The sequence below is a fragment of the Providencia sp. PROV174 genome, from assembly GCF_028480685.1.
GTDB classification, from domain to species: Bacteria; Pseudomonadota; Gammaproteobacteria; order Enterobacterales; family Enterobacteriaceae; genus Providencia; species Providencia rettgeri.
In genome coordinates this window covers 44,105-64,406 of record NZ_JAMPOT010000023.1, presented here as the reverse complement: position 1 = coordinate 64,406, position 20,302 = coordinate 44,105, and the positions used below count along the sequence as shown (strand labels likewise).

General features: G+C 39.5%; 19 protein-coding genes. 6 read left to right on the top strand and 13 right to left on the bottom strand.

The window, feature by feature from the left end; all coding sequences use genetic code 11:
- Nucleotides 1-10: 10 nt before the first annotated feature.
- Complete coding sequence (gene rfaD / locus PSE60_RS18125; protein ID WP_272666354.1) at nucleotides 11-949, bottom strand: ADP-glyceromanno-heptose 6-epimerase; 939 nt, start codon at nucleotides 947-949, stop codon at nucleotides 11-13.
- Nucleotides 950-1,178: 229 nt separating this feature from the next.
- Between rfaD and PSE60_RS18120 the strand changes: the two genes are divergently transcribed.
- Together PSE60_RS18120 and tdh are read left to right on the top strand one after the other, a co-directional pair.
- Complete coding sequence (locus tag PSE60_RS18120) at nucleotides 1,179-2,375, top strand: glycine C-acetyltransferase (RefSeq protein ID WP_272666353.1); 1,197 nt, start codon at nucleotides 1,179-1,181, stop codon at nucleotides 2,373-2,375.
- A gap of 10 nt (nucleotides 2,376-2,385) precedes the next feature.
- Nucleotides 2,386-3,411 carry an L-threonine 3-dehydrogenase gene (gene tdh, locus PSE60_RS18115; RefSeq protein ID WP_117162983.1) on the top strand — a complete coding sequence of 342 codons (1,026 nt, stop codon included), beginning with the start codon at nucleotides 2,386-2,388 and terminating at the stop codon, nucleotides 3,409-3,411.
- 61 nt (nucleotides 3,412-3,472) lie between these two features.
- Here the strand turns inward: tdh and PSE60_RS18110 are convergent, their stop codons facing one another.
- Nucleotides 3,473-4,531 carry a divergent polysaccharide deacetylase family protein gene (locus PSE60_RS18110; RefSeq protein ID WP_419182218.1) on the bottom strand — a complete coding sequence of 353 codons (1,059 nt, stop codon included), beginning with the start codon at nucleotides 4,529-4,531 and terminating at the stop codon, nucleotides 3,473-3,475.
- A 30-nt stretch (nucleotides 4,532-4,561) separates the two neighbouring features.
- A complete protein-coding gene (gene envC, locus PSE60_RS18105) occupies nucleotides 4,562-5,851 on the bottom strand; it encodes a murein hydrolase activator EnvC (RefSeq protein WP_272666352.1) in 1,290 nt (429 codons plus the stop codon).
- Nucleotides 5,852-6,286: 435 nt separating this feature from the next.
- On the opposite strand from envC, the gene PSE60_RS18100 reads away from it, so the two are divergent.
- The 4 genes from PSE60_RS18100 (at nucleotide 6,287) to cysE (ending at nucleotide 9,193) form a co-directional block, all read left to right on the top strand.
- Entirely contained in the window at nucleotides 6,287-6,724 is a 438-nt protein-coding gene (locus PSE60_RS18100) for a rhodanese-like domain-containing protein (RefSeq protein WP_272666351.1), read from the top strand.
- A 119-nt stretch (nucleotides 6,725-6,843) separates the two neighbouring features.
- Nucleotides 6,844-7,320, top strand: a complete 477-nt coding sequence (secB, locus tag PSE60_RS18095) for a protein-export chaperone SecB (RefSeq protein ID WP_004906947.1) — start codon at nucleotides 6,844-6,846, stop codon at nucleotides 7,318-7,320.
- Complete coding sequence (gene gpsA, locus PSE60_RS18090) at nucleotides 7,320-8,348, top strand: NAD(P)H-dependent glycerol-3-phosphate dehydrogenase (protein WP_004265161.1); 1,029 nt, start codon at nucleotides 7,320-7,322, stop codon at nucleotides 8,346-8,348. Before secB ends, gpsA begins: the two co-directional genes overlap by 1 nt.
- Before the next feature lie 23 nt (nucleotides 8,349-8,371).
- Nucleotides 8,372-9,193: a serine O-acetyltransferase gene (gene cysE, locus PSE60_RS18085; RefSeq protein WP_004906950.1), complete on the top strand. Its 822-nt coding sequence runs from the start codon at nucleotides 8,372-8,374 to the stop codon at nucleotides 9,191-9,193.
- A gap of 74 nt (nucleotides 9,194-9,267) precedes the next feature.
- Here the strand turns inward: cysE and trmL are convergent, their stop codons facing one another.
- From trmL to PSE60_RS18035, 10 genes are all read right to left on the bottom strand, one after another.
- Nucleotides 9,268-9,771, bottom strand: coding sequence for a tRNA (uridine(34)/cytosine(34)/5-carboxymethylaminomethyluridine(34)-2'-O)-methyltransferase TrmL (trmL, locus tag PSE60_RS18080; RefSeq protein ID WP_042846710.1), 504 nt, complete (start codon nucleotides 9,769-9,771; stop codon nucleotides 9,268-9,270).
- A gap of 144 nt (nucleotides 9,772-9,915) precedes the next feature.
- Nucleotides 9,916-10,941: a UDP-glucose 4-epimerase GalE gene (gene galE / locus PSE60_RS18075; protein ID WP_210845734.1), complete on the bottom strand. Its 1,026-nt coding sequence runs from the start codon at nucleotides 10,939-10,941 to the stop codon at nucleotides 9,916-9,918.
- Nucleotides 10,942-10,958: 17 nt separating this feature from the next.
- Entirely contained in the window at nucleotides 10,959-13,037 is a 2,079-nt protein-coding gene (locus PSE60_RS18070; RefSeq protein WP_272666350.1) for a polysaccharide biosynthesis tyrosine autokinase, read from the bottom strand.
- Between the two features lie 35 nt (nucleotides 13,038-13,072).
- Entirely contained in the window at nucleotides 13,073-13,501 is a 429-nt protein-coding gene (locus tag PSE60_RS18065) for an arsenate reductase/protein-tyrosine-phosphatase family protein (protein ID WP_272666349.1), read from the bottom strand.
- A gap of 5 nt (nucleotides 13,502-13,506) precedes the next feature.
- Nucleotides 13,507-14,661 carry a polysaccharide export protein gene (locus PSE60_RS18060; protein WP_272666348.1) on the bottom strand — a complete coding sequence of 385 codons (1,155 nt, stop codon included), beginning with the start codon at nucleotides 14,659-14,661 and terminating at the stop codon, nucleotides 13,507-13,509.
- 146 nt (nucleotides 14,662-14,807) lie between these two features.
- Nucleotides 14,808-15,974, bottom strand: coding sequence for a nucleotide sugar dehydrogenase (locus PSE60_RS18055; RefSeq protein WP_272666347.1), 1,167 nt, complete (start codon nucleotides 15,972-15,974; stop codon nucleotides 14,808-14,810).
- 61 nt (nucleotides 15,975-16,035) lie between these two features.
- Nucleotides 16,036-16,848 carry a glycosyltransferase gene (locus tag PSE60_RS18050; protein ID WP_272666346.1) on the bottom strand — a complete coding sequence of 271 codons (813 nt, stop codon included), beginning with the start codon at nucleotides 16,846-16,848 and terminating at the stop codon, nucleotides 16,036-16,038.
- 54 nt (nucleotides 16,849-16,902) lie between these two features.
- On the bottom strand, nucleotides 16,903-17,913 hold the full coding sequence (locus PSE60_RS18045) for an NAD-dependent epimerase/dehydratase family protein (protein WP_272666345.1): 1,011 nt from the start codon (nucleotides 17,911-17,913) through the stop codon (nucleotides 16,903-16,905).
- Nucleotides 17,892-19,133 carry an O-antigen ligase family protein gene (locus PSE60_RS18040; RefSeq protein ID WP_272666344.1) on the bottom strand — a complete coding sequence of 414 codons (1,242 nt, stop codon included), beginning with the start codon at nucleotides 19,131-19,133 and terminating at the stop codon, nucleotides 17,892-17,894. The genes PSE60_RS18045 and PSE60_RS18040 overlap by 22 nt, the downstream gene beginning before the upstream one ends.
- A 1-nt stretch (nucleotide 19,134) precedes the next feature.
- Nucleotides 19,135-20,298, bottom strand: coding sequence for a hypothetical protein (locus PSE60_RS18035; RefSeq protein ID WP_272666343.1), 1,164 nt, complete (start codon nucleotides 20,296-20,298; stop codon nucleotides 19,135-19,137).
- Between the last annotated feature and the right edge of the window lie 4 nt (nucleotides 20,299-20,302).

The following is a 20,302-nucleotide window of genomic DNA, read 5'->3' as shown; positions in this document are numbered from 1 at the left end:
GAAATAAGCGTTATGCGTCTTTATTGAGCAAATGCATATATTCGGTGACACCTTCTGCAACCGTTTTAAAGGGGGCAGTATAGCCGGCGGCACGTAGCTTAGTGAGGTCAGCTTGTGTGAAGCTTTGGTAGCGACCTTTTAATTTTTCAGGGAATTCAATATATTCGATAGCCACATTTTTATCTTTGTGGAATTCAGTGACTGCATCAGCAACGGCTTGGAAAGATTCCGCACGCCCTGTTCCGCAGTTAAAAATACCTGAGACATTATTTTCCCAGAACCATAAGTTTACCGCGGCCACATCACCCACATAAATAAAGTCACGGCGGAAAGTATCGCTCCCCTCGAACAGTTTTGGACTTTGCCCTTCATTAATTTGTTTATTTAAATGATAAGCAACGCTTGCCATACTGCCTTTATGGTCTTCATTTGGCCCATAGACATTGAAATAGCGGAAACCACAGACTTGTGAGTTAGTTTCTGGCAGGATTTCACGCACATATTGGTCAAATTGGAATTTCGAATAACCATAGACATTTAATGGTTTTTCGAATTGGCGCTCTTCAATAAAGTTATTGCTACGACCACCATAGGTTGCAGCGGAAGAAGCATACAAGAATGGGATTTCGCGATCTAAACAATAGTGCAGTAACTCTTTCGAATACTGATAGTTATTGTCCATCATATACTTGCCATCCCACTCCGTGGTTGACGAGCAAGCACCTTCATGGAATACCGCATCGACATCACCGAAATCGTCACCCGCAATGATACTGCCAATAAAATCTTCTTTATCTGCATAATCCGCAATATCAAGGTCAACAAGGTTAGCGAATTTAGTCCCGTCTTTCAGATTATCAACGACTAGGATATCTGTACGGCCGATTGCATTTAGGGCTTTAATAATATTGCTACCAATAAAACCAGCTCCGCCAGTGACTATGATCATTGGGTATACCTCAAATGGGTTAAGAAAATAGAATCGTAATTGGTGACTATAATAACATCTCTTGGCGCAGACGGTAGCATTGATAGAAGAGAATTGAGCTGACACTTAAATGAGAACAAGGGAAATATCGTGATCTTGGCTACAAACTTGACTTATTTATGCTGTGAATATCGCCACGTGTAGAGACTATTATTAAACTCTATTAATAGTCACTTTACAGGAAGAAATCATGTCAGAAAGATTTTATCAGCAGATTCAAGAGCAATTGGTACAAATTGAAGCCGACGGATTATTTAAAAACGAACGCATTATTACGACTTCACAAGATGCTGACATTGAAATTGCAGGTGGCCAGCGAGTTATTAATTTCTGTGCTAACAATTATCTTGGTCTTGCAAACCACCCCGAACTCATCAAGGCCGCTAAACAAGGAATGGATAGCCATGGTTTTGGGATGGCGTCTGTACGCTTTATTTGTGGAACGCAAGACAGCCACAAAGTTTTAGAGCGCAAATTGGCGGATTTTCTGGGTATGGAAGATGCGATTCTTTACTCATCCTGTTTTGATGCAAATGGTGGGCTGTTTGAAACCTTATTAGGACCTGAAGATGCCATTATTTCAGATGCATTAAATCATGCGTCAATTATTGATGGGGTTAGGTTAAGCAAGGCTAAACGTTACCGTTACAGCAATAATAATATGGTGGAATTAAAAGCACGTTTAGAGGAAGCCAAAACGGCAGGGGCTCGCCATATTTTGATTGCCACAGATGGTGTGTTCTCGATGGATGGTGTCATCGCAGATTTAAAATCCATTTGTGACCTTGCCGACGAATACCAAGCATTGGTGATGGTGGATGATTCACATGCTGTTGGTTTTGTTGGGGAAAATGGCCGTGGTAGCCATGAGTACTGCGATGTGATGGGGCGTATTGATATTATCACGGGGACATTAGGTAAAGCCCTTGGCGGTGCATCTGGTGGTTATACGGCAGCGAAAAAAGAGGTCGTTGAATGGCTGCGTCAGCGTTCTCGACCTTATTTATTTTCGAACTCACTCGCTCCTGCGATTGTAGCTGCATCTATCAAAGTGATCGATATGATGAAAGAAGGTCACTCATTACGTGAGAAGTTATGGCGTAATGCTGTGTTATTTAGGGAAAAAATGACAGCAGCCGGTTTCACCTTGGCTGGAGCAGACCATGCCATCATCCCAGTCATGTTAGGCGAAGCTAAACTCGCCCAAATTTTTGCAGAAGAGTTACTTGATGAAGGTATTTATGTCACGGGCTTTTTCTATCCTGTTGTGCCGCAAGGTCTGGCACGTATTCGCACTCAAATGTCTGCAGCGCATAGTGAGGAGGATATTTTACACGCTGTTGATGCATTCACCCGCATTGGTAGAAAACTAAAAATAATCAAATAAAAGGTCTTTTATGAAAGCACTGTCCAAACTGAAAGCTGAACCAGGTATATGGATGACGGATGTTCCGAAACCGGAACTCGGGCACAATGATGTGATGATCAAAATTCGCAAAACGGCAATTTGTGGTACGGATGTACATATCTATAACTGGGATGAATGGTCACAAAAAACTATTCCTGTCCCAATGGTTGTCGGTCATGAGTATATAGGGGAAATTGTTGCAATTGGGCAGGAAGTCAAAGGCTTTAAAATTGGTGACCGAGTGTCAGGGGAAGGGCATATTACTTGTGGCCATTGTCGGAATTGTCGCGGCGGGCGTACCCATCTTTGCCGCAATACGATTGGAGTAGGGGTTAACCGAGAAGGGTGTTTTGCTGAATATTTGGTGATCCCCGCATTTAATGCTTTTAAAATTCCCGATAACATTCCTGATGAAATAGCGGCAATTTTTGACCCATTTGGTAATGCAGTTCATACGGCACTTTCTTTTGATTTAGTGGGGGAAGATGTGCTGGTTTCAGGAGCAGGGCCTATTGGTATCATGGCAGCCGCAGTGTGCCGACATGTGGGAGCACGCCATGTTGTTATCACGGATGTGAATGATTATCGACTTGAACTCGCGAAAAAAATGGGGGTTTCCCGTGCAGTGAACGTCAGTCGTGAAAATTTAAAAGACGTGATGAACGAATTGGGAATGAAAGAAGGTTTTGATGTTGCATTAGAAGTTTCTGGTGCGCCAGCCGCTTTTCAGACCATGCTAGACACCATGAACCACGGTGGCAGAATCGCACTATTAGGGATTCCGCCTGCCTCAATGGCAACGGATTGGAGCCAAGTGATCTTTAAAGGGTTATTTATTAAAGGGATCTACGGTCGAGAAATGTTCGAAACATGGTACAAAATGGCGACACTCATTCAATCTGGTTTGGATTTATCACCAATTATCACTCATCAATTCCCGATTGATGAATTCCAAAAAGGCTTTGATATCATGCGTTCAGGCCAAGCAGGTAAAGTGATTTTAAACTGGGATTAAATTTTTATCATATCCATTCCCCTTCTTAGCTTTTGCGCTAAGAAGGGAGAACGAAAAAGACTTACTGCTGTTGTTTGAAGAGCGGGCGCTTTTGCGCTTTATCGCTCGAAACTAACAAAGGTTGTAAAGCCTTATCGTTATAAATACTCTCAACAACAAACATAATAAAATCAATTCCCTGTCGCTCAGATGACGGTAATGTAAACTCACATATACCGAGCTCTTGTGGAATAATCATATTTTCGGGTTGGCTAACAGTTTCAGGTTGCCCAATGGCAGCTTCTTCGGTTGGTGCTGTTTTTATTGTATCTTGTATCGATTGCTCGGCTTGAGGCTGTGCCTTTTTCGCTTCTTCAGATAACATTCTTAATGATGTTGGCTGTTTAGTTTTAGATTGAGGGCTCAATAGGGCACTAACGGCAACTAATTCAACATCAGCAGGAAGTTGGGCAAGGTATTTTTGCAAGGCTCGAACAGTAGAGGGGTGTGGATGGCCAATGGCAACCGCACTGCCGTGTTTACGTGCATAAGCAACGGCTTTATTCAACTGAGTGCGCGTTTCTTCTTCCGATTGGTGGTTATCAATAAAAATATGGCGACGTAACGTGGGAACGCCGTATTCCTTGGCGGCATTACCTGCTTGGGTATTGCCAATAGTCACGCTATCGAGGAAAAATAAGTTTGATTTTGACAGGCTGTGCATCACATGGCGCATTCCTGCCAAGTTAGACGTCATCTCACTTCCCATATGGTTATTCATGCCTTTTGCATAGGGAACCCGGCTTATCGCATTCTTAATAATACGGTCAATTTCCTCTGCACTCATCGATGGGGCTAATGTGTCTTTCTCTAATGGTTGCTTGCTCAATGGTTTCATTGGCATGTGGATGAGAATATCGCGTCCTTGCTGATGCGCTTTTTCTGCGACTTCACGGCCATGAGGTGAGCTTGGCAAAATGGCAATAGTCACCGCTGGGGATAAGGCTAAAATTTGGTTATCTTCCTTGACGCGATATCCAAAATCGTCAATCACAATCGCTAATTTTGCAGCACTCACCGGTAGACACATCATCAATAATGAGAAGAGAATGAGTGGCCGAAAGGGTAGGTGCTTCAACATAACGTTATCCTAATTAATTGAATTTAAAATTTATCGTCCTAACCATGGACGAGGGTTCACGGTTTTACCTTGTCTGCGAATTTCAAAATAGAGGGCCGGACGTTCTTGGCCGCCACTGCTACCCACTAAGGCGATAGGTTGGCCTGCTCTAACCTCTTGGCCAACATTCACTAAGGCACTTTGGTTATAACCATACAGGCTCATATCCCCTTTACCGTGTTCAACGACGACAACGAGCCCATAGCCTTGTAACCAGTCAGCCAGTAACACGCGCCCATCGGCGATGGCCTTGACTTGCGTTCCTTCATTAGCGGCGATAACCATGCCTTTCCAACGTAACTCACTGGAAATGACATCACCATAGTTATGGAGCAATGAGCCGCGAACTGGCCAGATAGCTTGCCCTGCAGGGCGCCCTAAACCACCAGTACGAGACATCAGAGAACGTTCACTCTCTGACGGTTTATAGGTTGAGCCTTTCTGTTTGGCTTGACGTTCTTTTTCAGCGACTTGTGCGCGAATACGTGCCGCTTCTTTGGCCTCTCGCTCTGCTCTGGCCTTAGCTTCACGTTCGGCGCGAGCAATTTTGTCGCGTAATCTCGCTTCGTTTTGTTTTAGAACAGCAAGATTTTTTTGGTCTTCTTTTAATGTACTTTCAAGAGCGTTTAAGGTTTTTTGCCGCGAAGAGCGTGCATTATCCAACTTTCGTTTTTCTTGTTGTTGGCGAGCTAGCGTTGTTTTTTGTTCGGCCTGTTTTTTTTGTTCGAGTTGTTTTTGTTCTTGTAGCTCTTTAGTGGTTTCTTCTAAAGCGGCAATATTTTTTTCGCGTGCCTGATTTAAATAGCTGTAATAGGCCAAAATACGTTCTTCTCGCTGGCCTTCTTCACCTTTGAACATGAGGGTTAACCCTTGGTGTTTACCTAACCGGAAGGCAGCGTCTAGTTGGTCAGATAATAATTTTTCTTGTTGTTGTTTTTTGGTTTGTAGCTGCTTGATATTGCTATTTAATGAAACAATTTCTTTATCTAATTGTTTTAGCTGATTTTGAGTTTCATGCAGGCTACGCCCTGCGGCAGAAATGCTTTGCTCTTGTTGTTTAAGTTGTTCAAGCAGTGCTGAGCGCTTAGCTTGTTGTTCTTTTACGCTTTTTTCTTTTTCAGCAATACTTTTGAGTAAATCATGTAATTGCCCTTTATTTTCAGTGATCTGGTTGGCAAACACAGTTTGTGTTGGGGCGAGCGCAAGCAACCCTAACCCAAAGAGAGCGCTAATAGCCTGACGAATAAATGAAATTTTCATTCGATGATGTGTATTGGCCATCGTGATAAATCACCTCAATTAAATGCAATAACTGATTATTTCATCTGCAAGTGATGGTTTCCAGCACTGTCTAACAAATAGTATTGAAAACATTTATAAATTCGGACTTTTGCCCTGAATCGGAACTATATTAAGTCAAATAACACAGTTTTATTATCACTGATTTATTTTGTATAGCCAGTATTCAATACTTTTTTCTTATTCATTGCCTATTTGAAGCATGACTTAGACCTGTTTCGCACGTTTATGATAAAATATTTGCGTACCGCTTCGAAACTGAAAAGCGATTTTTTTCAGTGAACGGTGTTAATTTTGCGTGCCTTAGCGCAAAAAAAATAAGCTAGTTTGCGGGAATTGGCTGTAATTAGCTCAACACAAAGGTATACTCAGAACCCTTTGATATTCGTTTTTAACTAACGGGAGTGATTGCCCCCCATGATCCAAGAAATCATGCAATTTGTAAGCCGGAACATGTTATTGAGTCTGGTTTGGATAGCGCTATTAGTTGCTGTGGTTGTTATGACCTTTAAAGGCCTTTTCTCTAAAACGAAAGTGATTGCTCGTTCACAAGCGATTACACTGATTAATAAAGAAGAGGCGGTTGTTGTCGATTTACGTTCTCGCGATGATTTCCGTAAAGGGCACATTATTGATTCTATTAACTTAACACCGTCTGAAATTAAAGAGAATAATTTAGGTGAATTAGAAAAACACAAACAGAAACCAGTGATTGTCGTTTCTGCGAGTGGTATGGAATCAGGTAAACCTGCTGAACAGCTGGCACAACACGGTTTTGAAAAAGTCTTTGTCCTGAAAGAAGGGATCTCTGGCTGGGCAGGTGAAAACCTTCCTTTAGCGCGTGGTAAGAAGTAAGTGAAGATATCCAAGGAGCATACATCAGTATGTGACTTGGGTAGCGCAATGCAGCGAACACCCCTGTAGCTCAAAGAATGACAGGGAAAATTCATATGGAAGTTAAAGGTACATAAACTATGTCAGAACAAAACAACTCAGAAATGGTTTTTCAAATTCAACGCATTTATGCAAAAGACGTTTCATTTGAAGCACCTAACGCACCACACATCTTTCAACACGAGTGGCAGCCAGAAATCAAATTAGATTTAGATACTTCTTCAACTCAGCTGTCTGAAGGTGTTTATGAAGTTGTTTTACGCGTCACAACGACTGCAACTTTAGGTGAAGAAACCGCTTTCCTGTGTGAAGTTCAGCAAGCAGGTGTTTTCTCTATCGAAGGTATTGAAGGTACTCAAATGGCACATTGCTTAGGTGCATATTGCCCGAACATCCTGTTCCCATATGCACGTGAAGCGATCACTAGCTTAGTGGGCCGTGGTACATTCCCACAATTGAACTTAGCGCCAGTTAACTTTGATGCACTGTTCATGAACTATTTACAGCAGCAACAAGGTGAACAAGCGCAGAACTCAGAAGCTCAACAGGACGCTTAATGAATACTGCTTCAATGACAGTGATCGGTGCCGGCTCGTACGGCACCGCTTTAGCCATTACGCTTGCACGTAATGCACATCAGGTTGTGTTATGGGGCCATGACCCAAAACACATTCATCAATTAGAACAAGATCGCAGCAATCAGGCGTTTTTGCCTGGCGTTTCTTTTCCTGATAGTTTATCTCTCGAAACGGACTTAAAACGCGCCGTTGAGGCGAGCCCCAATATCTTGATTGTGGTACCGAGCCATGTTTTTGGTGATGTACTAAAACAAATCCAGCCATACTTACGCGCAGACTCCCGTATTATTTGGGCGACTAAAGGCTTAGAAAGGGATACTGGCCGTTTGTTGCAAGAAGTGGCACGTGAGGTATTAGGTAATGAAATTCCTCTGGCTGTGTTGTCCGGCCCAACGTTTGCAAAAGAGCTCGCCGCAGGTTTACCAACAGCAATTTCTGTTGCCGCAAGCGATAGCCAATTTGGTGATGACTTACAAAAGTTATTCCATTGCGGCAAGAGTTTTCGCGTCTATAAAAACCCGGATATGGTTGGGGTGCAACTGGGCGGTGCAGTGAAAAACGTGATTGCTATTGGTGCCGGTATTTCTGATGGCATGGGCTTTGGTGCCAATGCACGTACTGCATTGATTACCCGTGGTTTAGCTGAAATGAGCCGTTTAGGTGCAGCTTTGGGAGCAGACCCTGCAACTTTTATGGGTATGGCAGGCTTAGGTGACCTTGTGTTAACGTGTACAGATAACCAATCCCGTAACCGCCGTTTTGGCATGATGCTAGGTGATGGCGTTAGCGTTGAAGATGCAGAAAAAGAGATTGGCCAAGTCGTTGAAGGCTATCGTAATACCAAGGAAGTCCGCGCACTAGCTGAGCGGGCAGGTGTTGAAATGCCAATTACTGAGCAAATTTATCAAATCCTTTACCGCCATAAAAATGTGTTAGAGGCGGCGCAAGCACTACTGGGGCGTGCGACGAAAGATGAAATTGCCGATATGCCAAAGCTGCATGATTAATAAAAATAGATAGGTGAGTGATTATGTCGCGTGAAGAACTGGATAGAATTTGGGGTTTCATTAAAGATGAAGCGAAGTCTCTTGCGGACTGCGAACCACTCCTCGCCAGCTTTTTTAACGCGACATTGTTAAAGCACGACAATTTAGGCAGTGCGCTCAGCTATATGCTAGCCAATAAACTGAGCTCGCCGATTATGCCAGCGCTTGAAGTGCGTGAAATTGTTGAAGAAGCTTATCGCAATGACGAAGGTATGATTTTCTCTGCAGCAATGGACTTAGCCGCGGTTCGCCTACGTGACCCTGCCGTTGATAAATATTCCACGCCATTATTGTATTTGAAAGGTTTCCACGCCTTGCAAGCCTATCGTATCGGCAATTGGCTGTGGAAAGAAGGCCGCCAAGCGCTGGCGGTTTACCTGCAAAATCAAATTTCTGTGTCATTTGGGGTCGATATCCACCCAGCCGCCCGTATTGGTTGTGGCATCATGCTTGATCATGCAACAGGCATCGTGATTGGGGAAACTGCAATTGTGGAAAATGATGTATCAATCCTACAATCCGTCACACTCGGTGGTACCGGGAAAACTTGTGGTGATCGCCACCCCAAAGTGAGGGAAGGAGTGATGATTGGCGCAGGGGCAAAAATACTCGGTAATATTGAAATTGGCCGCGGCGCAAAAATTGGTGCAGGTTCAGTTGTGCTTCATCCAGTCCCACCGCATACCACAGTGGCAGGGGTTCCAGCACGCATTGTCGGTAAACCCACCAGCGATAAACCGTCCTTAGAAATGGATCAAAACTTTAATGGTAGTATTTGGGGTTTTGAAGATGGGGATGGGATTTGAGTTGTGAGGGTTCTAGTTCGATCGTTTTTTATTGATTAAAACTAAAGGAACTCAAACTGAGCTCCTTTTATAGTCTAGTCCTTTAGCAGCGCCCCTGCATACCCCAACTGCCTCCATGCTTCAAAAACAACCACTGCCACAGAGTTGGATAAATTCATACTGCGGCTATCTGCCAACATAGGAATACGAATTTTTTGCTCCATTGGCATGTTATCGAGAACATAAGGTGGTAACCCACGGGTTTCAGGGCCAAACATCAAATAGTCATTTTGTTGGTAGCTGACATTGCTGTGGCTTGGTTTACCTTTAGTAGTTAAGGCAAACACGCGTGCCCCACTTTCAGATTGGTTATTATCCGGGTTCAGCCCTTCACTTTTCAAAAATGCGTAATAATCATGGTGATGCTTGATATCGGCAAATTCGCTATAGTCTAAACCCGCACGGCGTAGGCGTTTATCATCCCATGTAAAGCCAAGAGGGTGAATAAGATGCAAATCAAAGCCAGTATTGGCACAAAGACGAATGATATTGCCAGTATTTGGCGGTATTTCTGGTTCGAATAAAACAATGTGTGGCATAACGTTAAGCTGATATTTTTGATAAGAAATGATGGGAAGAGTTTACGCGCAAATGGGTTTGTTTTCATGTGGAACTTTTGTTTTTATCCCCTGCAAACAAAAAAGCGAGCTATGAAAGCTCGCTTATAAAGACAATAAAATAGATTAGCTGTTATAGCCGTTCGGGTTCATGGACTGCCAACGCCAAACATCATCTGCCATATCTTGAATGGAGTATTTTGCCGTCCAACCTAAGTCACGTTCAGCTTTTGCAGGTGTTGACCAGTATTCAGCAATATCACCGGGGCGACGAGCTGAAATAGTATAAGGGATTGGCTTACCAACGGCTTTTTCAAATGCAGCAAGTACTTCTAAAACACTGGTACCTGTTCCCGTGCCAAGGTTATAGATATGCAGCCCTGCTTGCTGGCTAACTTTATTCAGTGCAGCAATATGCCCATCAGCTAAATCCATCACATGGATATAGTCTCGCACACCCGTACCATCTTTCGTCGGGTAATCTCCACCAAATACTGCCAACTCTTTACGGCGACCTACCGCGACTTGTGCAATAAACGGTGTCAGGTTATTTGGAATACCATTCGGGTCTTCACCCATCAAACCTGAGTTATGAGCACCTACAGGGTTAAAATAGCGCAGTAATGAGATAGACCATTCGCTATCTGCAATATTTAAGTCAGTCAAAATACGCTCAACCATATACTTACTGGTACCATACGGGCTATTGGTATTACCCACTGATGCTTCTTCTGTTAATGGGATATGCTCAGGTTCGCCATATACGGTTGCCGATGAACTAAAAATCAGGCTTTTAACACCGGCTTTTTTCATGCTTTCCACTAATACCAACGTGCCATTGACGTTAACATCATAGTATTCAATCGGTTTCTGTACTGACTCACCAACAGCTTTTAACCCAGCAAAGTGAATGACGGAATGAATTTGATGATTAGCAAAAATGGACGCTAAAATTTGGCTATCACGCACATCACCTTGGTAAAAGACCGGCTTAACACCTGTGATAGCTTCAATACGGTTAAGCACTTCAAGGTTAGCATTATGCAGGTTATCTAAAATAACCGGCTGCATCCCTTGCTGGATCATCTGTACACAGGTATGGCTACCAATGTAGCCAAGACCACCAGTAACGAGAACTTGTTGATTATTCATCTCAATATTCCTGAGTCTTAATATTCGTAATGGTAGTTATAATCGTCAGATCTTGCATCAATACCATTCAAGATCACACCCGTAATTTCGATATCATTTTGCTTAAAGCGTTTCAGTGATAAATCGACATCTTTCACGGTATTCACCCCGTAGAAAGCAATCAGTAATGAAGTACCGACATATTTACCAATAATCGCCGAGTCAGTAATTGCTAAGATTGGTGCGGTATCGATCACCACAATATCGTATTGGTTTTTGACTTTATCCAGTAACTGCTTAAAGCGCTCACCCATTAACAACTCAGAAGAATGAGTGACATTTTTACCACGGCAAATCACATCGAGGTTTTCAATTACGTTGGTATGAATAGTGGGTGATTCTAAGCTTTGCTGTGATAAGTAGTCAGATAACCCAGCTTTATTATTTAAGCCAAAGGCTTTATGCAAACGGCCCTTACGTAAGTCAGTATCGATTAACAGAACTTTCTTCCCTGCGTTAGCCAGTACGACTGCCATATTCGAGGTAACAAAACTTTTACCCACCCCAGGGGACGCACTGGTGACCATTACTAGGTTATTACCTTGGTTCATCACCGAGAAGTAGACGCTGGTTCGCAATGAACGAATAGCTTCAACAGCAGTATCCGCTGGATTTTCTATCGCTAATGGGCTCTTATTACCTGCTTCAATCAGTTTTTTCTCATAGGTAGAAAAAGGAATAGTGGCGTAGACATTGACACCCAATGCATCGATATCATCGGTACTTTTAATTTTATTATTAAAGAACTCGCGGGCAATCACATACGCACAGCCGATAATAAAGCCAAGAATGGTAGCCAGAACGACAATCAGGGATTTTTTCGGTGCTACGGCGTTTGGTTGGGATTCCGCGGAGTCAATAATACGCACATCCGCGGTAATACCGGAGTTTAATACACTGAGCTCTTGTTGTTTAGCCACTAGTTGGGTATAGATGGCTTGTTCTGCTTCGACATCACGGGTTAAACGGACGATTTCTTGTTGGGTATTGGGTAGTTTTTGAATATTTTTGCTGATTTTCTCTTTTTCGCGTAATAATTGTTGGCGTTTATCTAACAATGACTGGTATGCAGGGTGGTTACGGGTATATAGCTGCTGAATTTCCACTTCTTTGAAGGTTAATTCGTTGAGCTTCTCTTCCACCTGCAATGCAGTATCTAAAGCGGCCTTGGCCTCTAAAGAAAGGTCAATCGATTCATTCTTTTTGCGGAAGGCATTGAGCTGGTTTTCGTAGTTATCTAACTTGGTTTTAATGGCCGGTAAGTAGTCATTTAAGAAGACTAACGTATTGTTGGTGACTTCTTTTTTACGCTCAGTATTTTGGTCTACATAATTTTGGATAACACTATTGAGAATTTTAACATTCTCAATTTTATCCGCACCTTTAATTGCTAAGTTGATAATACCGGTGCCTTTACCGGTTTCAGCGATGGTTAAGGTATTGCGTAAGTTTTCAATAGTGGAGTAGCGGGCATTTTTGATTAATGAAAACTCTTCGCCAGTTTCAGCTGTGAAACTGGAAATTAACAAGTTAATTTCCCCTTGTTTGAGCACTTCACCGACTTTACCTTGCAACACTTGGCCATCCACATTGAGGGAATAATTATTATCCCCTAAATACGTCAGGGTCAATGGCTGGCCAATTAAACTTTCAGGTAACTGAAATAGGGCAATATGAACGGGAGCTACTTCACCAAGTAATTTACTGACAAAGCCTTCAGGGGCTGCTTGAGTGTCAAGATTGAGGTCTGCAACAGTTTTTCCGAGTACCATTCGGGACTTGATCACCTCAATTTCGGAATCCACTTGATTATTACTATTACTAAAAGGCATCACGTTACTCATTTGGTCGAGCAATGAAACCTGACCTAGCTTGTCATACTGTAATGTCGCATTCGCTTGGTAAATCGGTGTTGCCAGTAAGCTATATGCCACAGCGATAGCTGCGAAAATAACGGTAAAAAATCCAATTTTAATGGTATTGGATTTCAAAACTTTAAACAGAGCGAACAGATCGATTTCATCTGAGGCCGGGGAGCTATTTTTTGTTGTGTTCATAATAAGTTAAATGTTAAGTCATCCAATAAATAAAATTAAATTTTGCCTTGCCAAGCAATCACAGCTTTTTCCATCAGTTGATAAACATGTTCAAACATTTCATCACTGCGCTTGTGAGGGTCAGGGATTTCAGTTTTATTAATCCATTGGCCAAATAGCATCACTTTGCCGCGAGTTTCAGGAAACTGCTGGTGGATTTTAGCAATATGATCGTTTTCCATCACTAGGATTAAGTCGTTTTTTTTACATAATTCGCTAGTTAATCGGCGTGACTGGTGGTTTTCAAGGGAAAGGTTGTGCTGCTCGGCAATCCAGATGGCGCTGTCATACGCTGGCATGTCATTTTTAGCGACAATACCTGCGGATTGAATGTTTTTTCCGGGGAAATAATGTTGTAATAGACGCTCCCCCGTAGGAGAGCGACAGATATTTCCCATACAAACAACGAGAATATTATTAAACATATCGATTACCAATCGTGAACTCGTTTCACACCTTCAGTTAACTGATTATAGGATGCGATAGTTGGTAACAACTGGGTAATTAGACGGTTCCAGCGTACCACTGGTGCGGCAGTAACATATACCAAATCATAAGGCTGCAGTTTAAATTCGGTACCCATCACAAGTGATGTGGCATCCGATAAATCTAGCTGATAAACCGCGGCCATTTTTTTCGGCAATAGGGCCTCGAGTTCTTTGTCTTCCACTGACTGATTTTTAATTGGGCGGATAACAAATACACCGGTTGCATTGGCGGTATTTTGGTTAATACCACTGGCTTTACTGAGTGCTTCGGTAATACTCATACCTGCACGGTCAATAGTCAGTGTGGTTGGTTGACCGACTTCACCCATCACAAACACTTTCTGGCTATCATTACGTGGTACATATAGTACATCACCTGGTAGCATCAGGTAGTTTTGGGTTAAATCCCCATACTGAACCAAATCTTGTAATGACACTTTAATTTCTTTGCCATTACGGGTAAGCACCACGTTATCCCAATCGGCTTTCTCGGTTAAGCCACCGGCATTATTAAAGGCTTCTAAGATAGTCAAAGGCACATTAGTGATAGGCAGCGTACCCGGTTTGGAGACTTCACCCGACACATACATTTTTTGTGAACGGAAGGCAGCAATACTGACATCCACTTGTGGGGATTCAATATAAGTGGCTAAACGGTTGCTGATAAGTGTACGGATTTCAGTGACCGTTTTACCGATCACTTTGACTTTACCAATATACGGGTAGTAGATGGTGCCATCTGAATGTACCCAGTTACCCGAGTCTTGCGCACTACGGTAAGAACCCGCAGGGATAGTCAATTCAGGGTGATCCCAAACTGTAATGGTTAATACATCACCTGCACCCACGCGGTATTCATAGTTGGTTAGTTGTTTTTCTAACTGTGTATTGGGTTTGGCGATGGTGGGTGCGGTGTACATATCATCCAACAATTTTGGGGAAATTGGGTAGATATCAACCAGCTTGGTAATATCACGGTCACCGGTATCAACCACATTTTTGCCTGAAGTTGATACATAGGCACCAGGGGCGACGGTGCAGCCGGTTAGTAAAATACTCATTGTGAGTAGTGTAAGTGGGAGACGCTTCCTAAACACGGTACCATCCTATGATAAAAAATGATTAGATAAGGTATAAGTGATGATGGGTATCATAATTCCCACTTATACATAATTACTACAAATTGGAGCAGTTTATATTGATGCTCGTAATTTGGCAAAGTTGCTATTTTAATAGTTAGAAGTTAATCGTTACCAAATAAATCGCGGGTATAGACTTTATCGGCTACATCTTCGATCTCAGGTACCATCCTATTTACTAAGATGATATCGCATTGAGCTTTAAATTCTGCTAAGTCATTAACTACTTTAGAATGGAAAAATTCTGTTTCTTTCATTACTGGTTCATAAACGACAACTTCAATTCCCTTAGCTTTAATACGTTTCATGATGCCTTGCACTGCTGAAGCTCGGAAGTTATCTGACCCTGCTTTCATCACTAAGCGATAAACACCGACTTTGCGTGGTGCTTTAGCAATAATTGCATCGGAAATAAAGTCTTTGCGGGTACGGTTTGATTCCACGATGGCGTTAATCAGATTGTTTGGGACATCATCGTAGTTGGCTAATAGTTGCTTGGTATCTTTCGGTAAGCAATAACCGCCGTAACCGAATGACGGGTTGTTATAATGGCTGCCAATACGAGGGTCTAAAGAGACACCCTCAATAATTTGACGTGCATTTAGACCGCGGCTTTCCGCATAGGTGTCGAGCTCATTAAAATACGCCACACGCATGGCTAAATAAGTGTTAGCAAACAGTTTAATGGCCTCGGTTTCAGTGCCGTCAGTAAATAACACTGGCACATCTTTTTTAATCGCGCCTTCGAGCAGCAAATCAGCAAAAATTTGTGCACGTTCAGAGCGCTCACCCACCACGATACGGGAAGGATGCAAATTATCCCACAAGGCACGGCCTTCACGTAAAAACTCCGGGGAGAAAATCACGTTGGTATAACCAAATTCTTCGCGTAAACGCGCGGTAAACCCAACAGGAATAGTGGATTTTACGATAATCGTCGCATCGGGGTTAATCTTATTCACGTCATGAATAACAGACTCGACCGATTTAGTGTTGAAGTAATTGGTTTTTGGGTCATAGTCAGTTGGCGTCGCCACAATGATGTATTGTGCGCCAATATAAGCTTCTGTTTTATCTTCTGTGGCACGAAAATTCAGTGTTTTTTCCGTTAAAAACTGTTCAATTTCTGTATCGACAATCGGTGATTGGTGGTTATTTAACATCGCCACTTTTTCAGGAATGATATCCACAGCAACCACTTCGTGATTCTGTGACAGTAACATGGCGTTAGATAAGCCAACGTAACCGGTTCCTGCAATTGCTATTTTCAAAATTAACCTCATATTTGAAATATATGTACATTCTACTATCTAAAGACTCTAGTAGCTGTAGTTATCTTGAGTATTTATAAGCTGCCTTCATTACCTTTTGAGGTAATATATGGAAAAACAATCTAGCCAAAATAAGAAAAGTATTTTTTAGAGAGAGTTTTTTTAGTCTAAACATATTTACTACACGAATCTTTAATTCAGTAAGTCCTTTTTTTATACCGCTTCGTCTAGATATTGTATTTTCACAAAGACGGTAATCAAGTAAAATGGTATTAATATTTGCAAATTTAAATCTTGCATTTAGTAGCTCAAACCAAAAAGACATGTCCTCGGTAAGTACAGTATTGACAGGATATCTGTAACCTAATTGAAAAATTTTCATACGAAACATAACGGTTGGATGAATAAAAGGGCAACGAGTAATGCTGAAATTAATAAGCTCATCATGACATTCAGGTAGATGCTTTTCATTGAGAGCGAAGGGTGAACCAAATTCGTGGCATGAGGTACCTAATACATCAATTGACTGATTTGAATCTAAATACTTACATTGCAGCTCTAACCTTGTAGGATGAGAATAATCATCAGCATCCATTCTAGCCACATACTCGTATAGCTTGTTTACGGTATAATCGATTAAGACATTTAATCCAGTTGCAAGTCCTAAATTTTCATCAGATTTAAATAATAAAACACTATCATTACTCAGTGCGTCAGTTAAAATAATGTTTAAATTTTCACTAATAGGTCCATCCTGATATATTAGTAAGTCACATTTTAATGTTTGGTTTAATATACTATCTATTGCGATTTTTAGATGCTCTGGATTATCTCGGTTATAAACACACATAATTACAGCTATTCGATTATTCACTATTATTACCCTAAATTTTTATAATTTAATAATTTTAGTAAATTAAAATTATCTTTATAGATAAAATTCTTTATACCAATTTATGAACATAGGAACACCTTCTGTGATACTAATACTTGGTTTGTACCCAATAGTATCGAATAGATCAGAAACATCGGCAAATGTTTGATAAACATCACCTGGTTGCATGCATCGAAAATTTTTAATTGCTATAATCCCTAAGTTTTTTTCTATTTCGTTAATAAATTTAAGAAGATTAATAGGGGAACCATGTCCAATATTATAAATAGCATAAGGAGCTGAGCTTAATGCTGGATTTCCATTTTCAACAGACCAATTATTATCTCCCTGAGGAATTTTATTGGAAATTCTAATTATTCCTTCGACAATATCATCGATGTAGGTGAAATCTCTCCACATATCACCTTGATTATTTATATCGATAGGTTTTCTTTCCAGAATTTTTTTTGTGAAAATAAAAGGTGCCATATCTGGTCGACCCCATGGCCCGTACACAGTAAAAAATCTAAGTCCTGTAGTTGGTAAGTCATATAAATGAGAATATGAGTGAGCCATTAATTCATTGGATTTTTTTGTTGCTGCATACAATGACACTGGGTGATTTACTGAATCAGAGGTAGCAAAGGGTATTTTATTATTTAAGCCATAAACAGAGCTAGATGAAGCATAGACTAAATGCTTAATTTTGTTTGTCTTACAACAGTCAAGTATGTTAAAAAAACCAACTAAGTTAGCATTTATATAAGCCTCTGGGTTTTCTATTGAGTAGCGAACACCTGCTTGCGCTGCTAAGTGAATGACATAGTCTATGTCGTTATTTAAAAAAATAGTATTTAATTCATTTTTTTTACAAATATCAGTACTAAAAAAAACGAAATTTTCATTAGCTATATTCTGTAGTCTAGATCTCTTTAGATCCACTGAATAATAATTATTTAGGTTGTCAATACCAATAACAGAATGACCATTTCGTATGAGTTCTTTTATTAAAGCGCTACCTATAAAACCAGCAGCACCAGTCACTAGATATTTTTTCTTGTACATTTTACGTTCTCATTTTTTAATTTAATTATATAGGCAAAAACGAATGATATTGAAAGGATGTTGAAGAATTCTTTGTAGCTCACCATACCATAATCATAAAAAAACTTTAAGAATATCAAAAGAATGCATACTCTAATGGTAAATGAGCTAGCTTTATTTTTTTTCTTTATTAAATAATACAAGGAGTAAATAATCGGAAAGTAGTAAAGAATTAATGCGGGAATCCCACCATTTAAAGCTATTTCTATATAATTATTATGACTGTATTCACCAGATAAAATAGGCTTAACACCTCTTTCAAATAATAAGATATAATATTCAGGGAATAGGTAGTACCTAGATTGATTTATTCCAACACCAATTATAGGATGCTCATTTATAATATTTAACCCATCTAATATTAAATTCATTCTTATATAAGAGCTTTCGCTAATATTTAATTCAGAAGGAGTGGTAACAGAATAAATAAAAGTGTATATACGTTCTGACAAAGGGTTTTGATGGATGAATGCAATGAAAATGAAAGTAAATATAAAGAAAATACTAACGAGTATCATCTTTGGTGTTAATCTAATATTTAGAATTGCATAAATTATAAATAAAGATAAAAAACCTTTCATTGACTTGGTTAATAATATGAGAATCGAAAGTGAAAAAAGTAAAAAATATAATGTAATTTTATCTTTCCGAGGTAGCAAGTACTCTCCAACAGCGGATTTATAAGATGTAATTAATGCAATTATTAAAAATATGGCTGTAATTGCAAAAGTATTTCTATTGGAAAATAAACCAGAAAAATCACTTCTATCATTATTAGATATATAATTTATGAGTGATAAAAATGAAACTAAAACAAAAGAAACGGATGCTATTTTTACATATTTATATATTAATCTAGCATCAGAATTGAATGTATATTCACAGATAATCGCGCAGGAAAGAGAGTAAAATATAGTTACTATAGTAAAAGATATAAAGTCGTTAAAATCTTTAATTATAGGGAAGTTTAATAAAGACCAGAGAATCCAAACAGTATTAAGTATAAGCACATATAAAGTTGATTTTTTTATTTTATGATTAATAAATGCTTTTATAAGGTAAGCAATACAGAGACTTAAAGATGCCCCCCAGAAAATATAGAAAGGAAAGGATTTTATATCATATAAAATAATGGCGGAAAAAAATGAAAAAAAACATAGAGACTGGATTAACTTATTCATATCATTTTCTTAAAGATATTTTCATCAAGTATCTGATTGTTATTAGTAAATGTAGTATAGTATCAGCTAAATAGGTTTCTTTAGTTGAAAGTTTTTCATAGTGAGATATTAAGGGGGGTATGCTATTTTTGACATCAAAATAGTTCTTAAAAAGAGATGAACTAAAATTTTCACAGTCGTAATAATACTCTTTATTCTCGATAAGAGAGATAATATCATTAATAACTAAATTTTCGTTATATTCCGGTAAATTAATTCTTGGAGAAAAATTCATATCGAAAAAATAGTCAATATTAGTATCATTGATCAACACAGGATATTTTTGTTCTCTGACCGGTATCAATATAGGTAACCCTAAGCTTGATGCTTCCATTACTCCTCTTCCTGTACCTATACAAATGGAAGCGGAGGTTAATAATCTGGATGAATTAATTGTGAAGTTATCTGTAGTGAACCAAACAATTAAGTTATGTACATCTTTAGCTTTAATTTCATTGAATAGTGATTTAGATTGTATAACACCAATTAGAATTAAACTAACATTATATCCTAACTCAAATAGTTTATTTACTAAATTTAAAGATTGAAAAAATAATTCTCGATAATGTTCATCTATCCTAGATATGCGAATAAAATTAAAATCACTATCTGCTTCTTTTTTTATAATGTTTACATATTCATCATCGATGCAAACACGTGTGCTTCTAGCTGGTGCTAAAGTAATTCCTTTTATTTTTTTATTTTTTGAAAAAAACAGGTAATTTTCTTTGCTAAATGTAATAATCGACGTTAGTTTTGGAAAGTATTCTTTTTTAACTGGATTAGGGCCGCCACATTTAGATAATACAATTTTAGTATTAGTCAGGATAGATATTATTCTGGAAATAGAATATGAAATTAAATCATAGCTATTAATAACGTTTGGTTTTTCTTTCTTTGTTAATTTAACTAACTTTCTGATTAAAGAGAAAAAATTAAATCCATTAAAATAAATAAATAGATGATTGATTGATGACTTTTCAATTACAGGTGATTTTTTTATACCTATTTCAATGATAGTAATATCAATACCTTCATTATCTAAAGCTTCAGATATAGCTGTAATATCATAAAAATGGCCACCTCGGCCATGTCCTAATGTGCTAATAAATTTAAAAACTTTCATATTA